This is a genomic window from Erwinia plantamica (assembly GCF_043420595.1).
GTDB classification, from domain to species: Bacteria; Pseudomonadota; Gammaproteobacteria; order Enterobacterales; family Enterobacteriaceae; genus Erwinia; species Erwinia aeris.
The window spans coordinates 50,886-72,374 of the sequence record NZ_JBGCUC010000006.1; the positions used below are offsets into that span (position 1 = coordinate 50,886).

At 54.8% G+C, this 21,489-nt stretch carries 19 protein-coding genes and 1 pseudogene; 12 read left to right on the forward strand and 8 right to left on the reverse strand.

Annotated elements, in window-relative coordinates; translation table 11 throughout:
• The first annotated feature begins 15 nt into the window (after window positions 1-15).
• The 6 genes from phoR (at window position 16) to AB3U87_RS07710 (ending at window position 7,408) form a co-directional block, all read left to right on the forward strand.
• On the forward strand, window positions 16-1,329 hold the full coding sequence (phoR, locus tag AB3U87_RS07685; RefSeq protein WP_253455091.1) for a phosphate regulon sensor histidine kinase PhoR: 1,314 nt from the start codon (window positions 16-18) through the stop codon (window positions 1,327-1,329).
• A gap of 16 nt (window positions 1,330-1,345) precedes the next feature.
• A complete protein-coding gene (locus AB3U87_RS07690; RefSeq protein ID WP_394148806.1) occupies window positions 1,346-2,269 on the forward strand; it encodes a PstS family phosphate ABC transporter substrate-binding protein in 924 nt (307 codons plus the stop codon).
• A gap of 175 nt (window positions 2,270-2,444) precedes the next feature.
• On the forward strand, window positions 2,445-3,548 hold the full coding sequence (locus AB3U87_RS07695; protein WP_394148807.1) for a cobalamin-independent methionine synthase II family protein: 1,104 nt from the start codon (window positions 2,445-2,447) through the stop codon (window positions 3,546-3,548).
• 382 nt (window positions 3,549-3,930) lie between these two features.
• Window positions 3,931-5,253, forward strand: a complete 1,323-nt coding sequence (brnQ, locus tag AB3U87_RS07700) for a branched-chain amino acid transport system II carrier protein (protein ID WP_253455086.1) — start codon at window positions 3,931-3,933, stop codon at window positions 5,251-5,253.
• A gap of 67 nt (window positions 5,254-5,320) precedes the next feature.
• Window positions 5,321-6,676, forward strand: coding sequence for a proline-specific permease ProY (proY, locus tag AB3U87_RS07705; protein WP_394148808.1), 1,356 nt, complete (start codon window positions 5,321-5,323; stop codon window positions 6,674-6,676).
• 237 nt (window positions 6,677-6,913) lie between these two features.
• The gene (locus AB3U87_RS07710; RefSeq protein ID WP_253461089.1) at window positions 6,914-7,408 is read left to right on the forward strand and encodes an Hsp20 family protein; all 495 of its coding nucleotides are present in this window, start codon (window positions 6,914-6,916) and stop codon (window positions 7,406-7,408) included.
• 113 nt (window positions 7,409-7,521) lie between these two features.
• Here the strand turns inward: AB3U87_RS07710 and AB3U87_RS07715 are convergent, their stop codons facing one another.
• Complete coding sequence (locus AB3U87_RS07715) at window positions 7,522-8,085, reverse strand: Ail/Lom family outer membrane beta-barrel protein (protein WP_370734521.1); 564 nt, start codon at window positions 8,083-8,085, stop codon at window positions 7,522-7,524.
• A gap of 751 nt (window positions 8,086-8,836) precedes the next feature.
• Here AB3U87_RS07715 and AB3U87_RS07720 point away from each other — a divergent pair.
• Window positions 8,837-9,244 carry a SymE family type I addiction module toxin gene (locus AB3U87_RS07720; protein WP_394148809.1) on the forward strand — a complete coding sequence of 136 codons (408 nt, stop codon included), beginning with the start codon at window positions 8,837-8,839 and terminating at the stop codon, window positions 9,242-9,244.
• Window positions 9,245-9,305: 61 nt separating this feature from the next.
• Here the strand turns inward: AB3U87_RS07720 and AB3U87_RS07725 are convergent, their stop codons facing one another.
• From AB3U87_RS07725 to AB3U87_RS07745, 5 genes and pseudogenes are all read right to left on the reverse strand, one after another.
• On the reverse strand, window positions 9,306-9,548 hold the full coding sequence (locus AB3U87_RS07725) for a hypothetical protein (protein WP_394148810.1): 243 nt from the start codon (window positions 9,546-9,548) through the stop codon (window positions 9,306-9,308).
• Window positions 9,538-10,095 carry a hypothetical protein gene (locus tag AB3U87_RS07730; RefSeq protein ID WP_394148811.1) on the reverse strand — a complete coding sequence of 186 codons (558 nt, stop codon included), beginning with the start codon at window positions 10,093-10,095 and terminating at the stop codon, window positions 9,538-9,540. The genes AB3U87_RS07725 and AB3U87_RS07730 overlap by 11 nt, the downstream gene beginning before the upstream one ends.
• 408 nt (window positions 10,096-10,503) lie before the next feature.
• Window positions 10,504-13,728, reverse strand: coding sequence for a hemagglutinin repeat-containing protein (locus AB3U87_RS07735; RefSeq protein ID WP_477181475.1), 3,225 nt, complete (start codon window positions 13,726-13,728; stop codon window positions 10,504-10,506).
• Between the two features lie 65 nt (window positions 13,729-13,793).
• Window positions 13,794-14,435 (reverse strand): annotated as a pseudogene (locus AB3U87_RS07740) (POTRA domain-containing protein); the annotation flags it as partial.
• A 224-nt stretch (window positions 14,436-14,659) separates the two neighbouring features.
• Window positions 14,660-15,895, reverse strand: a complete 1,236-nt coding sequence (locus tag AB3U87_RS07745; RefSeq protein ID WP_301252307.1) for a histidine-type phosphatase — start codon at window positions 15,893-15,895, stop codon at window positions 14,660-14,662.
• Between the two features lie 268 nt (window positions 15,896-16,163).
• Here AB3U87_RS07745 and ycgZ point away from each other — a divergent pair, with 268 nt between their 5' ends.
• The 3 genes from ycgZ (at window position 16,164) to AB3U87_RS07760 (ending at window position 17,170) form a co-directional block, all read left to right on the forward strand.
• On the forward strand, window positions 16,164-16,409 hold the full coding sequence (gene ycgZ / locus AB3U87_RS07750) for a regulatory protein YcgZ (protein ID WP_253455081.1): 246 nt from the start codon (window positions 16,164-16,166) through the stop codon (window positions 16,407-16,409).
• A gap of 173 nt (window positions 16,410-16,582) precedes the next feature.
• Entirely contained in the window at window positions 16,583-16,876 is a 294-nt protein-coding gene (locus AB3U87_RS07755; protein ID WP_253455080.1) for a hypothetical protein, read from the forward strand.
• 45 nt (window positions 16,877-16,921) lie between these two features.
• Window positions 16,922-17,170, forward strand: a complete 249-nt coding sequence (locus AB3U87_RS07760) for a biofilm/acid-resistance regulator YmgB/AriR (protein ID WP_125288395.1) — start codon at window positions 16,922-16,924, stop codon at window positions 17,168-17,170.
• A 475-nt stretch (window positions 17,171-17,645) separates the two neighbouring features.
• Here AB3U87_RS07760 and AB3U87_RS07765 read toward each other — a convergent pair whose 3' ends face one another.
• Window positions 17,646-18,248 (reverse strand): peroxiredoxin C, encoded by a 603-nt coding sequence (locus AB3U87_RS07765; protein WP_125288397.1) that lies wholly within the window; start codon window positions 18,246-18,248, stop codon window positions 17,646-17,648.
• 177 nt (window positions 18,249-18,425) lie between these two features.
• The gene (locus AB3U87_RS07770; protein ID WP_369896329.1) at window positions 18,426-19,007 is read right to left on the reverse strand and encodes an ACP phosphodiesterase; all 582 of its coding nucleotides are present in this window, start codon (window positions 19,005-19,007) and stop codon (window positions 18,426-18,428) included.
• 168 nt (window positions 19,008-19,175) lie between these two features.
• On the opposite strand from AB3U87_RS07770, the gene queA reads away from it, so the two are divergent.
• Entirely contained in the window at window positions 19,176-20,246 is a 1,071-nt protein-coding gene (gene queA / locus AB3U87_RS07775; protein ID WP_301252336.1) for a tRNA preQ1(34) S-adenosylmethionine ribosyltransferase-isomerase QueA, read from the forward strand.
• Window positions 20,247-20,340: 94 nt separating this feature from the next.
• Window positions 20,341-21,465 (forward strand): tRNA guanosine(34) transglycosylase Tgt, encoded by a 1,125-nt coding sequence (gene tgt / locus AB3U87_RS07780; RefSeq protein ID WP_125288399.1) that lies wholly within the window; start codon window positions 20,341-20,343, stop codon window positions 21,463-21,465.
• Window positions 21,466-21,489: the final 24 nt, after the last annotated feature.

Consider the following 21,489-nt stretch of genomic DNA (forward strand, 5'->3'; position numbering starts at 1 on the left):
ACTGGAGTTTTCATCGTGCTGGAACGCCTCTCCTGGAAGAGATTGCTGCTTGAGCTGCTGCTCGCCTGCCTGCCAGCGCTGATTGTCGGTCTGCTGGTCGGCGGGCTGCCGTGGTGGCTGCTGCTGGCCGTACTGGCCGTGCTGGGCTGGCATTTTGCTAACCTGCTTCGTCTTTCCCACTGGCTGTGGATCGATCGCAGCATCACGCCGCCGACCGGACGCGGCAGCTGGGAACCGCTTTTTTACGGCCTTTACCAGATGCAGGCGCGCAACCGCCGCCGCCGTCGGGAGCTGGGCCATCTGATTAAACGCTTTCGCAGCGGCGCGGAATCCTTGCCGGATGCGCTGGTGCTGACCACGGAAGAGGGCACGATTTTCTGGTGCAACGGTCTGGCGCAACAGCTGCTGGGGCTGCGCTGGCCGGAAGACAACGGCCAAAATATCTTAAACCTGCTGCGCTATCCTGAATTTACCCTCTATCTGCGCCAGCGCGATTTCTCGCGGCCGCTGACGCTGGTGCTGAACAGCCATCGCCATCTTGAGTTCCGCGTAATGCCCTATAGCGAAGGCCAGTGGCTGCTGGTGGCGCGCGACGTGACGCAAATGCATCAGCTGGAAGGCGCGCGGCGCAACTTTTTCGCCAACGTCAGCCATGAGCTGCGCACGCCGCTTACCGTGCTTCAGGGCTACCTGGAGATGATGAGCGACGCGGTGCTGGAAGGCCCGTCGCGCAATAAGGCGCTGCATACCATGCAGGAACAAACCCGCCGCATGGATGCTCTGGTTAAACAGCTGCTGACGCTGTCGCGGATCGAAGCCGCGCCCGCGCTTGATTTGCAGGAAAAAGTCGATGTGCCGCTGATGCTGCGGCTGCTCCAGCGCGAGGCGGAAACGCTCAGCCAGGGGCGGCACGAAATCCACTTTTCCGCCGATCCACAGCTGCGGGTATTCGGTAACGATGAGCAGCTGCGCAGCGCCATTTCCAATCTCGTCTATAACGCCGTCAACCATACGCCGGACGGCACGCGCATCACCGTCAGCTGGCAAAAGACGTCGCACGGCGCGCAGTTTAAGGTCTGCGACAACGGGCCGGGCATCGCCGCCGAGCATATTCCTCGCCTGACCGAACGATTTTATCGCGTCGATAAGGCGCGCTCGCGGCAGACCGGCGGCAGCGGGCTGGGGCTGGCTATCGTCAAACACGCGCTCAGCCATCACCATGCCCGTCTGGAAATTACCAGCCAGCCGGGTAAAGAAACCTGTTTCTGCTTCTCGCTGCCTGCAAGGTTGATCGTCAACAACGAACTGGCTCAGAATGCGGTTCACTGAGCTGGCGGATAAAAAAATGAAAAAGTGGTTTTTGGCGCTGCTGCTGCTGTGCGGCACGGCAACAGGCGCGAACGAAGGGATGCTGGCGGGCAACCTCAGCAGCGTGGGTTCGGATACGCTCGGCACGCTGATGGCGCTGTGGGGGGAGAGCTTTAACCGCCACTATCCGGGCGTTAACGTACAGATTCAGGCTGCGGGATCGTCGACGGCGCCGACCGCGCTGGCGGCGGGCGCCGCACAGCTTGGCGCGATGAGTCGCCCCATGCAGGCGGTGGAGCGCCAGCTGTTCGAGAACCGCTACGGCTATGCGCCGCTGGCCGTGCCGGTGGCGATGGACGCGCTGGTGGTGGTGGTCAATCAGGATAATCCGCTACAGGGCATCAACGCTCAGCAGCTCGACGCTATTTTCTCCGTAACCCGCCGCTGCGGCGCGACGTTTGCCGTACGCAACTGGGGCGATCTTCAGCTTAAGCAGCAGGAATGGGCGCAGCGGCCTGTGCAGCGCTTTGGCCGCAATTCCGCTTCCGGCACCTGGGGGTTCTTCCGCCAGCAGGCGCTGTGCAACGGCGATTTTCGTAACGACGTGGGCGAATATCCCGGTTCCGCTGCGGTGATCCAGGCGGTGGCAAGCACGCTGAACGGTATCGGCTACGCCAGCATGGGCGCGCATATGACCGGGGTAAAAACGCTGCCGGTCGCCCTTGACGGCGATCGCGAGATTGCGCCTTCGGTAGAGAATATTCGCAGCGGCCGCTATCCCTACGCGCGTCCGCTCTATATCTATGTCAACAAAGCGCCGGGCCAGCCGCTGGAGCCGCTGACAAAGGCTTTTTTACGGCAGGCGCTGTCGGCGCAGGGCCAGGCGCTGGTCACCCAGGCGGGCTATCTGCCGCTGTCTGACGACCAGCTAAAAAAGGCCAGAGCGATGGTGGAGGGGTAAGCACCATCAACATGAATTTTTTTCATGGGTAATGAAATTTCCTCGTTTGCCGCTGAATCTTTCTCATGACATTCTTGCATTCAGCCATTTAGACATCCAGATGTCTCAGGATAACAAACAGTAACTATTTCACCATGAAATTATGCGCCGCTGCGCAGGCCAGGAGTGACCGATCATGCAAAGAGATTCAGCCCAATACCGCGCCGAAGTTGTAGGAAGTTTTCTGCGTCCTGCCGTTATCAAGCAGGCCCGCGAGCAGTTTCAGGCCGGGGAAATCGACGCCGCCGCCCTGCGCCAGATCGAAGACAAAGCGATCCGCGAGGTGGTAGGGCACCAGCGCGCCAGCGGCCTGAAAGTAGTCACCGACGGCGAGTTCCGCCGCGCGTGGTGGCACTTCGATTTCTTTGACGGCCTGGACGGCGTGGAGCGCTATGAAGCGGAGCAGGGCATTCAGTTCAACGGCGTGCAGACCAAAGCCCGCGGCGTAAAGGTCACCGGCAAGCTGGGCTTCGGCAACCATCCGATGCTGGAAGATTTCCGTTTCCTGAAAAGCATCAGCGGCGACGCTATCCCTAAAATGACTATCCCAAGCCCAAGCGTGCTGCACTTTCGCGGCGGCCGTAAAGTGATTGACGCTAATGTCTATCCCGATCTGAAGGATTACTTCAACGATCTGGCGCTGACTTACCGCGATGCGATTAAAGGTTTTTATGACGCCGGCTGTCGTTACCTGCAGCTGGACGATACCGTCTGGGCTTATCTGTGTTCGGAAGATCAAAAGCGTCAAATCCGCGAGCGCGGCGACGATCCTGAAGAGCTGGCGAACATCTATGCTCAGGTGCTGAATAAAGCGCTGGAAGGCAAGCCGGACGATATGACCGTGGGCCTGCATGTTTGCCGTGGTAACTTCCGCTCGACCTGGATTTCCGAAGGCGGCTATGAGCCGGTCGCGGAAATTCTGTTCGGCACCGTGAATATCGACGCCTTCTTCCTGGAGTACGACAACGAGCGTTCTGGCGGGTTTGAGCCGCTGCGCTTTATCAAACCGGGCAAACAGCAGGTGGTACTGGGTCTGGTAACGACCAAAACCGGCGAATTAGAAGATCCGGAAACGGTGAAGAAGCGCATCGCGGAAGCGGCGCAGTTCGTCAGCCTGGATCAAATCTGCCTCAGCCCGCAGTGCGGCTTTGCTTCTACGGAAGAGGGCAACAGCCTGACCGAAGCGCAGCAGTGGGCCAAGCTGCGCCTGGTGGTGGATATCGCTAAACAGGTCTGGTAAGCCGGGCAAAAGATGCAAAAGGCGCGTTTATACGCGCCTTTTGTGCATCCATTGGCAAAATAATGCAGAAAATAACGCCGGGAAGTTCAAAAAAAATACAAATCATGTAAGGCATCTCGCCTGTAATCTGAAGTGATTATCTGGCTTAAGCAATTTCTACGCTATATCACTCTGCTTTCTCGATCCCGTATTGCCTTTCTCCGCTATAAACGTTTTACTTACCGCCGTTTTATTTATCTCCCTGTATAAAAGATCATAAATAGCGCAAACGCGCCGGTATTTCTGTCAGGCAGTTATCCGCCGTGGCAAAAGATCGGGCGCTGAAAGCACACAGGGAAACGGAACCGACATCGCGATTTCACTCAACATCAGTACGGGCCTTATGACAAATCGTTTAACTTCTAAAGACATCCTCGCGCTGGGCTTTATGACATTCGCCCTGTTTGTGGGTGCCGGTAACATTATTTTCCCGCCGATGGTGGGTATTCAGTCCGGGGAACACGTCTGGATCGCCGCGCTTGGCTTTTTGCTGACCGCCGTCGGCCTGCCGGTTATCACCGTTGTCGCGCTGGCGCGCGTGGGGGGCGGTATCGATGCGCTCAGCTCGCCGATTGGCAAAGCGGCGGGCATCGTGCTGGCCACCGTCTGCTATCTGGCCGTCGGCCCGCTGTTCGCCACGCCGCGCACCGCGACCGTCTCTTTTGAAGTGGGTATTGCGCCGATGACCGGCGACAGCCCGCTGCCGCTGTTTATTTACAGCCTGGTCTATTTCGCGCTGGTCATTGGTATCTCCCTTTATCCGGGCAAGCTGCTGGATACCGTCGGGCATATCCTGGCACCGCTGAAGATCGTGGCGCTGGCCGTACTGGGCATCGCCGCGCTGATCTGGCCAGCGGGCGGCCTGGCACCGGCTACCGAGGCTTATCAGCATGGCGCTTTCTCCAGCGGCTTTATTAACGGCTATCTGACGATGGATACGCTGGGCGCGCTGGTGTTTGGCATCGTTATCGTTAACGCGGCGCGTTCTCGCGGCGTCAGCGAAGCCGGTCTGCTGACGCGCTATACCATTATCGCGGGCCTGATCGCCGGGGTTGGTTTGACGCTGGTTTACCTTGCTCTGTTTAAACTGGGTTCCGACAGCGCCTCTATAGTCGATCAGAACGCCAACGGCGCTGCTATTCTGCACGCCTATGTGCAGCATACTTTCGGCGACCTGGGTAGCCTGTTCCTGGCGGCGCTGATTTTTGTTGCCTGTATGGTGACGGCGGTTGGCCTGACCTGCGCCTGTGCCGAGTTCTTCCAGCAGTATCTGCCGCTGACCTATCGCCAGCTGGTATTTATTCTGGGCCTGTTCTCGATGCTGGTGTCCAACCTGGGGCTGAGCCAGCTGATCCAGTTCTCTATACCCGTGCTGACGGCTATCTATCCGCCTTGCATCGTGCTGATTTTGCTGAGCTTTACGCTGCGCTGGTGGAACAAGAGTACGCGTATTATCGCACCGACCATGCTGGTGAGCCTGATTTTCGGCGTTATCGACGCTATCAAAACCACCGGTTTTAAGGATGCGTTGCCTGCATTTACGGCCAATCTGCCGCTGGCCGAGCAGGGCCTGGCCTGGCTGCCGCCTTCGCTGGCAATACTGGTCGTCGTGGCCATCTGCGATCGCGTTATGGGACGCGCGCAGGTGAATGCGCACCAGCAGTAAAAGTGTGATACCTTCTCCTGCCCGATCTCCGGCAGGAGAAGTTGACAGAGTTTAAGCAGAATGAAAGATGAAAAATAATACGCTCAAAAAGGGACTGAGTACCCGCCACATCCGCTTTATGGCGCTCGGTTCGGCCATCGGCACGGGTCTGTTTTACGGTTCGGCTGACGCAATGAAAATGGCCGGGCCAAGCGTGATCCTCGCCTATATTATCGGCGGCGCTATCGCCTATATCATCATGCGCGCGCTGGGCGAAATGTCGGTGAACAACCCGCAGGCCAGCTCGTTCTCCCGCTATGCTCAGGATTACCTGGGGCCGCTGGCCGGCTATATCACCGGCTGGACCTACTGCTTTGAAATTCTGATCGTCGCCATTGCCGACGTAACCGCTTTCGGCATCTATATGGGTGTCTGGTTCCCCGACGTGCCACACTGGGTGTGGGTGCTGAGCGTGGTGCTGATTATCGGCGCGATTAACCTGGCCACGGTAAGAGTGTTTGGCGAGGTGGAATTCTGGCTGTCGCTGTTCAAGGTCGCCACCATCATTATTATGATCGTGGCGGGCATCGGTATTATTTTCTGGGGCATCGGTAACGGCGGCCAGCCTACCGGCATCAGCAATTTGTGGACTAACGGCGGCTTCTTTGCGCACGGCGTTATCGGCATGGTGCTGTCGTTGCAAATCGTGATGTTTGCCTATGGCGGTATTGAGATTATCGGCATTACCGCTGGTGAAGCGAAAGATCCCGCCACGTCGATCCCACGTGCGATTAACACGGTGCCGCTGCGTATCCTGGTGTTTTATGTCGGCACGCTGTTTGTGATTATGTCCATCTATCCCTGGAACCAGGTTGGCACCAACGGTAGCCCGTTCGTCCTCACTTTCCAGCATATGGGCATAGCCGCTGCGGCAGCCATTCTGAACTTTGTGGTGATTACGGCTTCGCTTTCGGCGATTAACAGCGATGTTTTCGGCGTTGGCCGGATGCTGCACGGTATGGCGGAGCAGGGCCATGCGCCTAAAATGTTCGCCACCGTCTCACGTCGTGGTATTCCGTGGATCACCGTGCTGGTGATGATGTTAGCGATGCTGATTGCGGTATACCTGAACTACCTGATGCCGGAGAAAGTCTTCCTGGTGATTGCCTCGCTGGCGACGTTTGCCACCGTCTGGGTATGGATTATGATCCTTTTCGCCCAGATCGGCTTCCGCCGCACGCTGACGCCCGCGCAGGCGAAAGAGCTGAAGTTCGCCATGCCTGGCGGGATATTCACGGCCATCGTCGGTATCCTGTTCCTGTTCTTTATTATCGGCCTGATTGGCTACTTCCCGGATACCCGCGTATCGCTTTACGTCGGTATTGGCTGGATAGCCCTGCTGCTGATCAGCTGGACGCTGGTGAAGAAAAGAATCAAGGCGTAGGCCGGAAAGCGAACAGCATTTCTGCCTGCCATCCTGAAAAAGCCTGAGTCCGGCAGCACGCCCGGCTCAGGTTTTTTTATGCGTCAGACTCAGGGCGACGATGGCAAACAGGCGGTAAAAAAATTTTATTTGCAACGCTTGAAATAGATTCGGCCGACCCTATTTTACTTACGAGCAGGCGGCGAACCTGCCCGAAATGAGCTTTTGAATAGAGACTGTATTCAGGAGGTTATGATGATGACCGTACGCAACTTCTCCCTGATCCCTTCCTTAAGCGACGCGCTGTTTTCAGACCGTTTCAACCGTATGGATCGGCTGTTCAGCCAGCTGACCGGCGACACGCCCGTAGCCGCTACGCCCGCCTATGATATTCGTCGCGTAGATAAAGATCGCTATGCGCTGGCGGTGAGCGTACCCGGCTGGAAAGAGAGCGAGCTGTCTATTGAAACGGTAGGCGGACAGCTAACCATTTCCGGTAAGAGGGAAGAGCAGAAAGAAACGGAAAGCGCAGAAAATGGCTGGCTGCATCGTGGCATCAGCCGTGCCGACTTCCGTCTTAGCTATACGGTGCCGGAGCATGTAAAAGTCACCGGCGCGAAACTGCAGGACGGCATTCTTGCTGTGGATCTGTATCAGGAAATCCCTGAAAGCGAAAAACCTCGCCGTATCCCTATCACTCACGGCCAGCAGGCAATTGAAAGCCAGCAGGCTATTGAGCATCAGTCTGCGTAAAAGCTTTTACAACGGAGTAAAAAAGGAGCTGCGGCATCGTGCCGTGGCTCCTTTTTTGTCAGCTTTACATCACCGCCTGAGAAAGAGGTGAACTTGCTTTATTATTCGTATGATTAAAAGCTGTAGCCAATGCCAATATTAAAACCGTTGATAGAATGGTTTTTATTGCCAGCGTCCAGGCGAGAGCCTTCATAACCAATATCAATGGCCAGATACTCTACCGGATTGATTTGCAGGCCGATGCCGTACATCAGAGAAGCTTTGTTTTGTGATTCATCATAAGAGCTGCTGCTATACCCAGTATTAACCCAGCGTTCATTATAATTTACTTTATTATAATTTATTCCAAGAAGACCATACGCGCTGATGTATTCATTAAAGCGATAGGTTGGGCCTGCGGCTAAAGAATAATATTTTAGCTTAGTCTGCGCATCAAGTTTCTCATAAATTGTGCGGTAAGATTCACTTTCTTTACCGCTCATATAAGTAAAGGAGCCGATAATACCAAACGGTGAATCCCACTCGTAACGGTATTTCAGATTAACGCCTCTGATATTTTTAAAATCCTGCACTTTGCTTTGTGCGTAACCGATGCTGAAGGTCTGTTGATCGGCATTCGCGGTCGCGCTGAAACCCAGAGTTGCAAAAACAATGCTGACAAGAGCCAGGTTTTTCATAAATCATCCTTAATTTAAAATTGACATTGTGTAGCTGTGTTACATATTCAGCCAGATGGCATACATACTATAAGATTGAAGATGCGTGTATGTCTGCTGAAACAACCGCATAATAACATGGTGATATTCGATTTGGGAAGAATGAGATTTAAATTATGTACCGGTAATTATTTCTGTCGCATTGTTTTTTTTCATAAAAATTTAAAATTTCTGCCTGAGGTTATTATTATTTTTGTCTGAATTGCTTAACAAATCATTGATATAAATTAACGTAAATAACATGGTTTGTTATTATTTGAAATCATTAATGCTTACCGGGTGTCGATTATCCTGCTGTCACAAATCACTGACTTGAAAGTTAATTATGTAAAATGCGATTTATATAGAGTTTTAAACAGGCCATCTCGCCTGATGCAGGATAAAAACAGGGGGCTTAACGGTATGTGTTATTTATAATACTGGTGCGGAAACCGACCTGAACTTTATCCTGTGCTTTATAGCGCGGAATGCTGATAATCCTTGCCGCTTTGCAGGTTAGTCTCAGTCTGAAAGGGTAGGGGAGCATAATTCATTTTTCCGAATCACCTCGCATTTTAATATTTTCTTTTCAGTGAGTTTGCACGGGGGAGGGTGTATATTTAAACAGGTAAAAGCAAGAAGAGTAAAAGTGGATAGAAGATTTTTAGCGCGGCGATATTGGGAGGCAACCCTTTACCGCCGCTGACCACAAGCAACTAGTAAGGAGTTGATCATGGCTGAGCATGATATTAAGCCAGAGGCGGGTATTTCCAAAGCATTACGTAAACTGAAAGTGGGATATACCAGCATACGTCACGAAAATCGTTCAACCGGTATGACCACATACTACAGCCAGTGCCCCAGCATTAACCTCAAAGGTAACTGGCTGGAAGAGGCGGGGTTTGCGACCGGGCAGGCGGTTGAGGTGCGGGTTTTGCCGGGCTGTCTAATCCTGAGCATGTGTGAACCCGCGCCGGAACTGCCCACCGAACCGGAGGTAGTAAGCACGCTGCGTAAGGCCTGTAAAAAGCTTTCGGCTCACAAGCAACGGCAGGTTGAGGAGTTTATCCGGGTAATTGCCACGCCGCAAAAGCGGCCCTGTAAAATCCCGGAAGGGACGATTGAGTGGCGGCCTGTCTGAGGTAACGGACTGGTTATAAGGTAAAATCCCGGCGCTTTGGCCGGGATGTTTTCAATAAAAGTTAAAAGCCTTTTACTTTAAAAAAGTGAAGTAATGCAAGGCCAATACCTCCGATCCCGCCACCATAAAATCCAACTTTTACTCCATGTACAATATCCTGCCAGGTTGTACTAAACCCATCCCCAAGTAGCCATAATAGTAACGAGAAAAAAATCTTCCCACATACAGATAGAGCGATCATAAACAAAACAGTGGCGGCTAAAATAAATAAGGATTGAAAAATTCTGAGAAGATCATTTTTCATTTCCATCTCCTATTTTTTTGAGCACTTGCTCTGCTGCTTTCCCGCTTCCCTCTGACATTACTGAAGCTCCGATATTACCTATGCTGCTGGGGACTTTGCTCGGCAGTATTTCGTTCGATATCCCCAGTTGTCTTTTAACTTCAGTATATTTCAGCAGATCAGGATTGAACTTTGGATCCCAGCCACCAGTGATCCATTTACCAGCGGCATTTGTCCCTGAAGAGATCAATTTACTGGCTCCATAACCCAATGCCGATCCTGCACCATTGGTTATTGCACCTGTCAGCGGATCATCGCCATTGATTTGATTCGTTAAGGCTCCTCCGGTAGCGTTCCAGATCACTGTACCGGTCAGGCCATTTCCGATGGTGATAACGTTTGCCCAGCCAGCGACAACAGAGTTAACCGGGTTCACCGTGCCATCTTCAGCGTACTGAGCACCTGCCTTTACTCCGGCATCCAGCATCCACATAACCTGAGCACTTCCCGGGAACAGTGGCACTCCACCTGTTACCGGTTCTCCAGCATAGGCTTTATTCTCCGCCATGGCACGATTTTCCAGCTTTATCAGCTCACTTGCAGCGGCCAGAGATTTATCATCCTGTTTTATTTTCTCAACGGCCTTATTAAGGTTGTCGGAAGAAGTGGCTCCAAGGAAATTATTCTCAACAGCAGCCTCTCAACTCTCGCGGATGAAGTTTTATTCTATCTTCGCTCTAAAATCCTTTTAGTTTAAATAACCTGGCAATAACAAAAATCATACCAGTAAAAGTACCAATTACGCACCCAATTTTAATGGTTTTGAGTATATCGGTTTTTGTAAGATTGAAAGATCCCGTTAGTATCCAAACTAAAACGTCTATAGAAAAGGCTATACAAAGGAAACTAACAGTAATGCCCAGTATACAGGCAAAAAATAAAATCAGCAGGTTTGATATATTCTCATTGAAGGGTTTCATTTCAATTTCTCCTCAATGATTGGTTCAAGTTTTTTTCCGCCATACTCGGAAGAAAAAGATGCTCCCATATCGCCAAAACTGCCAGGAAGGTTACTCGGCGTTACTTCTTTTGAGATACCAAAATCACCTTTAATCTCAGTATACTTTTGCAGGACAGGATTAAACTTCGGATCCCAGCCACCTTTCCACCAGTTTGCCCCGGCATTAACTCCCCATGAGAGCCCTTTACCAATGCCATAGCCGATACCAGATCCAGCACCATTGATGAGCGCACCAGACAGTGGATCTTTGTCATCAATCCAGTTACCCAGCGCACCACCTGCGGCGTTCCAGCCCACGGTACCCGCCAGGCCATTACCCATGCTGATAACATTCACCCAACCCGCTATCGCTGCGTTTGCCGGATCTATCGTGCCATCCGCCAAATAACCGATACCTGCATTCGCGCCCGCACCCAGTCCCCACATTGCCTGAGCACCACCAGGTAGCAACGCTACACTTCCCGTTGCCAGTGCCAGCCCAACAGCATCTCGTTCATTCATCGCTTTCTGGCAGCTTGCAGAACCCGGCGCATCGGCACAACTTGCCATGTCTATTCCATGCTGGCGTATCCATGCAGCCTGAGCATCTTCACTACCGCCGAGTAAATTATTCTCAACCGCATTCTTACCAACCTGCGCCCCCGCCACAGCATTCCCCGCACTGTCACCAGCGACGCCTCCGGCAAGCCCTGCCGCCAGCGTGCCCAGCGCACTGATGGTTTGTTTCTCCGTTTCCGTCAGCTCGCTGACTTCCTTACCCGGATACAGCTGCTTCATCACCAGCCCGGCCATCAGCTCGCCGCTGACCGCGCCCGCCGCGCCTGCCAGCGCCGAGTTGCCGGATGCGTAGGACGCTACCGCCCCGACAACCGCGTGGGCCATCGCTTTTGCTTCCGGGTTGCCTTCCGTCAGGTTATGGATTTGCTCCGCCAGGTATGGCGCAGAGGCTCCGGCAATGGCCGCGCCCACGTTTCCGCCCGCCAGGCCCTGTATCGCTGCCGTCGCTGCCTGAATACCCTGTTGCAGTGCACTTCCCGTGCCGAACGGCGCCATCGCGTTGTTGTACGCCTGCTTTGCCACGTCCGCGTCCGTGAACGGCTTGCCGGAACCCGCAAGCTGTTCTCTGGCCGCCTGAAGCGCTGCCGGGTCACGCTTCGCTTTTTCCCCGGCTATCTGGCCTTCGGTTCTGGCGATATCGCCAACCTGAGACCCTATCTCCGCTATCAGCTGCGCCGCCTTCAGCCGGTTCTGCTCTTTCTCCTTGTCGAAGATTTGCGCAAGACCCGGATTGGCATTTTCCACATCACGACTGAGACTTGCAACATCCTGCTGCTGATTTTCCCGGTCGCGGATAGTGATGGTGCCTTCGCTGACGGCAGAGTGGGTGGTTGAGCTGGCGCTGTCCGAGCCGTTCAGGCCCGCCAGGATATTGCTCGCCATGTTTCCTTCGAACTGGCTGCCGATGGAACCACCCGTGCTGATACCCGCGCCCGCGTGTTCAACCTTGTATTCCGCGTGGTTTTCAATATCGCTGAAGCCCAGCGTGCCGGTGTCGAGTTTGTTCCTGTCTGCGGTGGCGGTGGAGCTGATAACCGCACCGTCCAGCTGCGTATGCTCCCCAACGGTGATATCAAAGCCGCCCTGACCGGCGAAAATACCTGTCTGCTCCGTCACCGACCGCCAGTCGCTGCTCATTTTGTCCCGCGACGCGTTCACGCTCGCCGTTGCCGTGCCCGCCCCGAAGGTGTAGCCCGCTCCCGCGCCGACATTCTGCTGCTTCGAGTCGAAGGTCTCGCTGTCCTGCTCGCTGGTCAGCGTCAGGTTGCGGCCCACCTCCAGCTTCACCGCCTCGCCGTTCACCTGCGCACCGGTCAGGGCGGTATCACGGCCGCTGGTGATACTGACGTTGCTCCCCGCGTTAAGCGTGGTTTCCACATGGCTGACGCCGTCCGCGTTCTCGTGGCCTTTGCCTTTGTTCACGCTCGCCGAGACGTTAAAGCCGGTGCCGCCCGAACCGGCGGTGATGCCCACGCCCACGCTGCCGCCTTTGCTGCTGTTGGTGGCGCGCGTGCTGCTGCTTTCCTCCGCCGACAGCAGGTTCACGTCGCGGTTTGCCGACAGCTGCATATCCTTACCGGCCTGAAGCTGGCTGCCCTGCACGGTGATATCGCCGTCCTGACCTTTCACGCCGCTTCCTGTCGCGGTGATGCTCAGGTTGCCGCCCGCCGTCAGGCCGCTGCCCTGCTGCGTGGTCTGTGTCAGTGAACTTTCAGATTTTGACGACTGGCTGCCGTAAGAAACACTGACGCCGACGGTCGCATTGTTCGCCGGGTCGTCCCCCTTCGCCGCGTCCAGCCGTGCGGCCTGGGTCGCACTCACGCCGCTCAGCGCTGCCTTCATGCCCTGCAACGCTGCCACGCGGCCATCGCTCTCTTCACTGGCCTGCTTAGCCGTGGTCACCGCCGCGTTAAGCGCCGAGCCCGCCGTGCCGGAAAGCGCCAGCGTCAGGCCGCTCTGCTTCTGCTCCGTTTTATGCGTTTGTGAAGACTGGTTTTCCGCCGCGAGGATGCTGACCTCCTTGCCGCTCAGGCTGATGTCTTTTCCTGCCAGCACGTCTGAACCTTTCACGGTCAGCGTGTTACCGGCCGTCAGATTAACGCCACCCTGCATGCTGCCGATGGTGCTGCCCGTGCTGCTCAGGGTTTTGCCATCATCGGTGGTTTTCAGGCTGTTTGTCCCTATGCTCACACCAATGCCGCCCGTGCTGGAAAGGCCCGATTTCTTCTCGCTGTAGAAGTGAGATTCTTGCTGCTCAGTGGTAGCAGCCTGAATGTTCAGGTCGTTCCCGGCGGCAAGACTGACATCCTGCGTACCGACCACGTTGCTGCCGGTGACGGTCAGGTCGTGCCCGGCCTTCACGTTTACGCTGTCTCCGCTCAGCAAGCTGCCGCTGGCGGTCTGGTTGCTGAAGGTATCGCGCACTTCAGTGGTGGTTCTGGAGCCAAAGCTACTGCTGCCCGTGGCTTTATAATGCTGATCGAAGGTCTCAGTATCGATGCCGTGCTGAAGGTTGATGTCATTGCCTGCGGTCACGCTGAGCTGCTGGCTGGCGGAGATATTACCTGCCGTCACGTTCACATTATTTCCGGCGACCATTTGTACATCACCCGCGCCGGTCACCTCACTGCCAATCTGCTGGCTGGTGGACTGGTGCAGCCAGTTATCGCCCCAGTTGAGGTTGTCCTTTCTCCCGGTGCTTTACCCGGAACGATTTCCATACTGGCCTGCACCGTAGGCAGCCGTTGCAGGTTTTCCAGCCCCTGTTCGATATCACGCAGATCCAGCAGGTCTCCGGCGTGGGCCGGGAAAGCGCTGTAGAGAGTGAAATAGCGGTTGCTTTCCGGCGTCAGCATCACCTGACGAATTTTTCCCGCCAGGATGCTCAGCTTCAGCTCGCCGCTTTTCAGATCCTGTGAAGGCGCCAGCACACGAGTCGTGATGTAGCCGTGATCGATCAGGCGGTTTTGCAGCGCGCTCATCAGCAGATTAATGCCTTTCCCGCCCAGACAGTGACCAACAGCCTGACCGGCGATCCGCTGTAAAGGCAGCCAGTGCGGTAACGCGCCTGTTCCCTTCAGAACGACCCGGTTCAGTGGGAAACAGGGTTTTTCCTGGGGAAAGACCAGCCGACTGAAACCTGAGGCCGGTGGCGTAAGGCGTACGTCCGGCACTGTGGGCCGCAACTGCTGCTCCAGGGCATTTTGCCGCTGCAAAATCAGCGGTTCGTTAGCGGGCGTTACGGCAAGTGTTTTTAACGGCAATATAGCGGTTATGAAAATGAAGCTGTAAAGGCAAAGCGGGGCGAAACGATGGCTGAAAACCAACATTGACGAATCCTTGTCAAATAATTAGTTAATTAATAAAGAATTTTTCAGCGTAACGATCGAATGTCGATCGGGCAGCGTAACTATATCGCCTTATGATAAGTAGGGTTTTTCTGATTTACAATCAGAAATATTGTCTGGTCAGGAAGGTGAAGGGCCGAAGCCGATCCTGCTTTCGGCCAGAACTAAGGAAGCAGCGCTTCAGAGAAAGGCGATCGGCCCCTCCCTTACAAAGGGGCGATATGTTTTTCTATCCGCTGCATAGCGGCCTGCCAGGGACACAGCGTGCCTGGGGCCATTTGCCTGCATCCCGGAAACGTCAGCTCGGTCAGCAGCGGAGGGTGCTGCTTATCGAGTGGCGTAAGCTCGCGCAGCTGGGCAAGGCTTTGCGCCTGAAAATAGATGCGGATAAAACGCTCGCCCTTGTATCGCCACCGTTCGAATACCAGACTGCCGCCGGGCGGAATATTGCCGTGCGGATAATCGGCCTGCTGCCAGCGGAAATCCAACAGGGTACGCAGCCAGGCGATATTGATATCATGAGCGACATAGAGCAGCCAGCGCACGTCCGGCGGCGCGTCGGTTGCTCTCTCTCCGGTCGCGCCTGCGCGCAGCGCGCTGGCAATCTGGCTCATCAGCCCTGAAGCGCCGCGGCTGGCCAGCGTGGGCAAATCGTTGGTGTAATCATATTTAGCGCTCAGCAGCGGCAGCAGCGCGGCCAGTTCCGCCTGATTATTAACCTTGCCAAAGGCCACTTCGCTAAGTGGCTTGTTTTCGCTCCATTCCAGCCGCAGCGTTTCCGCCATTGCAGCCAGCGTATCCAGTCCCTGAATGCCGACCGTGCCGTTCGACCAGGTGGCAAGCTGCCAGGGCTGGCTGAAAACAGGGCAGGGCCGGGCGGGCTGACAGACGGCTTTTTTTAACGCGTCGATTTGCGGTTGCAGCCGCCGCTGCGCGTCTGCCAGGCTGCCGCCCATCGCGCGTAGCGCTTCCTGACGATGCGTCGCGGCCTGCTCCTGGCTGACTTTCTCGTTGGGAAGCTGAAACAGCGAGGCCGCCATGACATGTGCCGCAATGTCGCAGCCCGGAAAAGCCGCCTCGGCTAACACCTGCGCTGTGGCCCGGGTACGCTGCATCGGACTGGCTATCAGGTGAAAATCCCGTTCCTTCGGGCAGCCTTCGCCCAGCAGGCCCGCTTCACGATAGTAACTGCTCTCGTAACGTCCTTTCAGCCAGGCTGCCGTATAGCCGTGACCGGTCAGGTTACCGTCTGCGGTCAGCCAGTCGGGCCAGCGCCGGGCCGAACCGTTTTCAATAGCTCGTCGGTTATCCGGCGAAGGCGGGCGAACGCCATGTCGGCTGACTTCCACTACCTTTTCCAGCACGTAGTCCGCCTGTACGGGCTGGCTAAAAAAAGCCGTGAGGCCAGCAAAAAGCACGGCCGCGGAGAAAAACTTGTACATCCATACATCCTTAAAGATTCGTGCTGCCAAAAGCATCCTGGTGACTATTCAATCTGTAGGGAGCGAAAAACGCAGCTTCACCTGCTATAACACCTGAATATCCCTCTCAAAAAACAGGCTGACAGAGTATTACACTGCGGGCCGCACTTTTTGCTACAAGAAATCGGCTTGTACAACTTCAAAATAGCTGTACACATTTGCCGAAACTGGTTAACTTAAGCGCAGAATTATTTAAACACGTTTTAACCTACCAACTGAAGGGGGCTGTATGCGTCAGGATGGATTTAACCCGAAAACTGAAGGTGATATCAGTCGCTACTTCAGTGAAGCGATGATGCCCTCTCAACAGGAAACGTTGGGGCAGATCGTGGTGGAGATTCTGCGTTCGGGTAAAAATATTAACCGCAAGGCGATCTGTTCTAAACTGCTGAGGCGGCTTGAACTGGCCTCCGATGCGGAACAGGAAAAGCATTATCACGAGCTGATAGGCATGTTGTTTGGCCGTGAGGACTGAGTTTCAAAGCCTGGATGATGATTACCAGACGTCCTAACTTTTCTGCTCGGCCCGGCCTGCTTTCCCGCCTGGCCCTTTGATCGGCGGTGGTTGGCAAACCTGCTGCCTCCCAGGGTTACTTCCGGGAACTGTGGCTATTTATGTGCCCACATCACTGATACAGAGAAGCTGGTATGTACAGAAATGACGATGAAAAACTGATTGATATAGTGCTGGGTGAGGCCGTACTGGTGCTGTTAAAAACCGATGCTACCATCAATAACGCCGCGCTGATCCGTCAGCTGCAGGCGATGGCCGCCGTGGAAAAAAGCGCTGCCAGGCACCGTGCCTGCAAACAGGCTATTATCGATGTCAGAAATAATATAAAGACTGGTAACAATCGCTATACGCACGAAATTCGAGACGTGGATAACGTGACGCACCTTTTTACCAGCGAAGGCCCGCCGGACGGCACCAAAAAACATTGAGTCAATTCAGGTGGGGATATCCCGCCCTTTATAAAGGCGAATACTATGCAGCAGCACTCTTCAGAGCCGGGCATCCTTGAACATTTTCAGGGAGAAGGTGATTTACTGGCTCAGGAAACCAAAGTTATCGGCGCCGTGATCAGAGAAATTGCGGCAGCCGGTGGCTACGTAACGAACAAAGCGATTATCCTGAAGCTGATTGAAAAGCTGGAAAACACCTCTGATGTCGTCCAGCTGGATATCTTCCGCCAGGCGCTGGAAGTGGTGGTGGCCCGCACGCCTGACGACGCATAACCTTCACCCACATCCCAGGCGGCTTATGCAGATCGGTAAAAAGCCATAGCCGAAGCCTGCTGCCTGGGACAGTTGAAAAAAGGGGTTGTGCAGGGACTATAAGGGGTTAATGGAAGCGGTCGAGTATCGATCGGAAAGCGCGTTGAATAGCGGCCTTCATGTTTTCGTCTGTAGCTTGTGCGCTGTGGATCTGAAGTCTAATCAGGATGTTATGTCGTCCTACCGGTTCGCCGCTTTCCAGCAGCTCTGCTACGGCTCTGCCGATGAGGGCACAGATTTCTGAAGAATACGCCTGCTCTTTTTTGGGCACTCTCTTCCCTCTTTGAACTGTACTGGTAAACAGACTATCACAGCCCGCCGCGGCGTGCTGTATATTTAACCTGGTGCGCCCGCATCAAAAGCTTAAGCCGCCTGAATTGCCCTCATAAAAAAAGCTCGCCGAAGCGAGCTTTATTCAGCAGTCTGCAAAAAGATATTACAGCTTGCCAGCGTTCTCAGACAGGTATTTCGCTACGCCGTCCGGAGAAGCGCCCATGCCTTCTTTGCCTTTTTCCCACTGAGCCGGGCACACTTCGCCGTGCTCTTCGTGGAACTGCAGCGCGTCAACCATACGCAGCATTTCATCAACGTTACGGCCCAGCGGCAGATCGTTAACAACCTGGTGGCGAACCACACCGGCTTTGTCGATCAGGAAAGAGCCGCGCAGCGCAACGCCTGCATCCGGATGCTCGATGCCGTAGGCTTTCTGGATTTCACGTTTGATATCCGCAACCATCGCGTATTTTACTTCGCCGATGCCGCCTTTATCGATTGGGGTCTTACGCCATGCGTTGTGAACGAACTCGGAGTCGAAAGAGACGCCGACCACTTCCACGCCGCGCTTCTGGAATTCTTCATAACGCTTGTCGAAAGCGATCAGCTCAGAAGGGCAAACAAAAGTGAAGTCCATTGGCCAAAAGAACACAACGGTGGCTTTACCAGCGGTGTGTTTTTTAAAGTTAAAGTTTTCTACGATTTCACCGTTGCCCAGCACGGCTGCGGCGGTGAAATCAGGGGCCTGACGAGTTACGAGAACCATAGTCACTCCTGTAAGGATAAATTAAGGGAAACGGCCGCCAGTATGGGGCGGGATAGCGTTGTAAACCAGCGATAACCGCCGATTTCTCTGATAGGCTTTACCTATCAAAAAGCTTTTTTATTCAATGTGTTCGCCAACAATAACCTTTTTCAGCAAAAGGGCAAGCGGCAATCGTGGCTACAGTAACTGCTGGCGGGCTTTTGCCATCATCTGCGGATAAAACTGCCGGAAAACAGCGTCGAGCTGTTGATAATTATCAACAAAATCCTGATAGCAATCTGCCAGCGCGGCCAGGCGAGGACGGCGGCTGGCCATCCCGGTCAGCACGTTTTGCAAATAGGGCGCTTCCGCATACTTTTCCATCCAGCGATCCGTCCACAGATAGCGATTCAGATGCTGGAAACGCTCCGGCGTGGTGGCAAGGTGCGGGCCGATCTCCGCCCGCGCCTGACGTAAAAAATCCGGTAAGGCCGTTTCCGGCACGATCTCATCCCAATGACGGGATAAAAAGTGATCCCAGATGACGTCCAGCGCGATAGGCGATACGCGATAGGTTTCGGGGCGGAAAAAACCGCGTGCGACCCGGACTTCCGGCAGGGCGTCGGTCATGACGTCAACGCGTCGGTGCAGCAAAATGCCGGCGGCAACGTTATCAGGCCAGACGTCACGCGGATTGCCGCGCACGAAGTCAGCCATCAGGTTGCCGAGCAGGGAGCTGTTGGCCAGCCGCGCCAGATGAAGGTGAGCGAGAAAGTTCATCGCGGCAGTATATCGGCTTCTGACGTGTCGGGATACCGTTGATAGTGGCGTGCAGAGCGCATCGACGCCCGTTGGCGGACGGTTTAACCGATAGATGCGGCGAATGGTTCAGAATTGGCGGGTTTTCAGCTAGAATGTGCGCCCTGATTTCCCTGACTGTGAATGACCATGCGCGTTGCCGATTTTTCTTTTGAGTTGCCCGAATCTTTGATTGCCCACTATCCGCAGGCCCAGCGCAGCGGATGCCGTCTGCTGTGCCTTAACGGCCCGGACGGCGCGCTGACCCACGGGGTGTTCACCGATTTACTGGATTTGCTCAATCCGGGCGACCTGCTGGTTTTTAACAATACGCGCGTGATCCCGGCGCGTATTTTCGGACGTAAAGCCAGCGGCGGCAAAATCGAAGTGCTGGTTGAACGGATGCTGGACGAGCATCGCGTGCTGGCCCATATTCGCGCCTCTAAAGCGCCGAAAGCGGGCGCCGAGCTGCTGCTTGGCGACGACGAAAGCGTCAAAGCGACGATGGTTGCCCGTCACGACGCGCTCTTTGAGCTGCATTTCGACGACGAACGCGCCGTGCTGGATATTCTGGACGCCGTCGGCCATATGCCGCTGCCGCCTTATATCGATCGTCCTGACGAAGACGCGGATCGCGAGCTTTACCAGACTGTTTACAGCGAACGTCCCGGCGCGGTGGCTGCGCCTACTGCTGGCCTGCATTTTGACGAACCTATGCTGGAAGCGCTGCGGGCGAAAGGGATTGAAACCGCTTTCGTTACGCTGCACGTCGGCGCGGGCACGTTCCAGCCGGTACGCGTGGACAGCATTGAAGATCATATTATGCACGCCGAGTATGCTGAGGTTCCGCAGGAAGTGGTGGATGCGGTGCTGGCGTGCAAAGCGCGCGGCAACCGTGTCGTCGCCGTAGGCACAACTTCCGTGCGCTCGCTGGAGAGCGCAGCGGCGGCGGCCAAAGACGCGTTGATTGCGCCGTTCTTCGACGACACCAAAATTTTTATTTATCCCGGCTATGAGTATCAGGTTATTGATGCGCTGGTCACCAATTTCCATCTGCCGGAATCGACGCTGATTATGCTGGTTTCCGCTTTCGCGGGCTACCGTCACACCATGCACGCTTACGAGCAGGCGGTGGCGGAGAAGTATCGCTTCTTCAGCTATGGCGACGCGATGTTTATCACCCGCAATCCGCAGGCGATAAACGAGCAGGTCGGTAAATAATGCCATAACCGGCTTTGTCCGGTTGCGACGCCTGCGCCCGACCAGGGCGCAGGTCAACTCTTAAGCATCAGACTGTTTCTCTGATGGAGGCAACGTGAAGTTTGAATTAGATACTACTGATGGGCGCGCGCGCCGTGGCCGTCTGGTTTTCGATCGCGGCGTGGTGGAAACCCCGGCCTTTATGCCTGTGGGCACCTACGGCACCGTAAAAGGCATGACGCCGGAAGAAGTGCAGGATACCGGCGCGCAGATTATTCTCGGCAACACTTTCCATCTGTGGCTGCGTCCCGGCCAGGAGATCATGAAGCTGCATGGCGATCTGCACGACTTTATGCAGTGGAAAGGGCCAATCCTGACCGACTCCGGCGGTTTCCAGGTGTTCAGCCTGGGCGACATTCGCAAAATCACCGAAGCGGGCGTGCATTTCCGCAACCCGATTAACGGCGACAAGATCTTCCTCGATCCTGAAAAATCGATGGAGATCCAGTACGATCTCGGTTCCGATATCGTGATGATTTTCGACGAATGCACGCCTTATCCTGCCGACTGGGATTACGCCAAACGTTCGATGGAGATGTCGCTGCGTTGGGCGCAGCGCAGCCGCGACCGCTTTGATTCGCTTGAAAATAAAAACGCGCTGTTCGGGATTATTCAGGGCGGCGTTTACGAAGATTTACGAGATGTCTCCGTAAAAGGACTGGTAGAGATCGGCTTTGATGGTTACGCTGTGGGCGGCCTGGCGGTCGGCGAGCCGAAAGAGGACATGCACCGTATTCTGGAGCACGTCTGTCCGCAGATCCCTGAGGACAAACCGCGCTATCTGATGGGCGTCGGCAAACCGGAAGATCTGGTTGAAGGCGTACGTCGCGGTATCGATATGTTTGACTGCGTGATGCCTACCCGCAATGCCCGTAACGGCCACCTGTTCGTGACTGACGGCGTGGTGAAAATCCGTAACGCGAAATATAAAGATGATACGGCGCCGCTGGATGCGGAGTGTGATTGCTACACCTGTCGCAACTATAGCCGCGCCTATTTGTATCATCTGGATCGTTGCAACGAAATACTGGGTGCGCGTCTTAACACTATTCATAACCTGCGCTACTACCAGCGCCTGATGGCTGGTTTACGCAAGGCTATTGAAGAGGGTAAATTAGAGCACTTTGTTACCGAATTTTATGCGCGGACGGGCAAAGCGGTTCCGCCGTTAAACGTCTGATAATTAATCAATGAGGGAAAATTA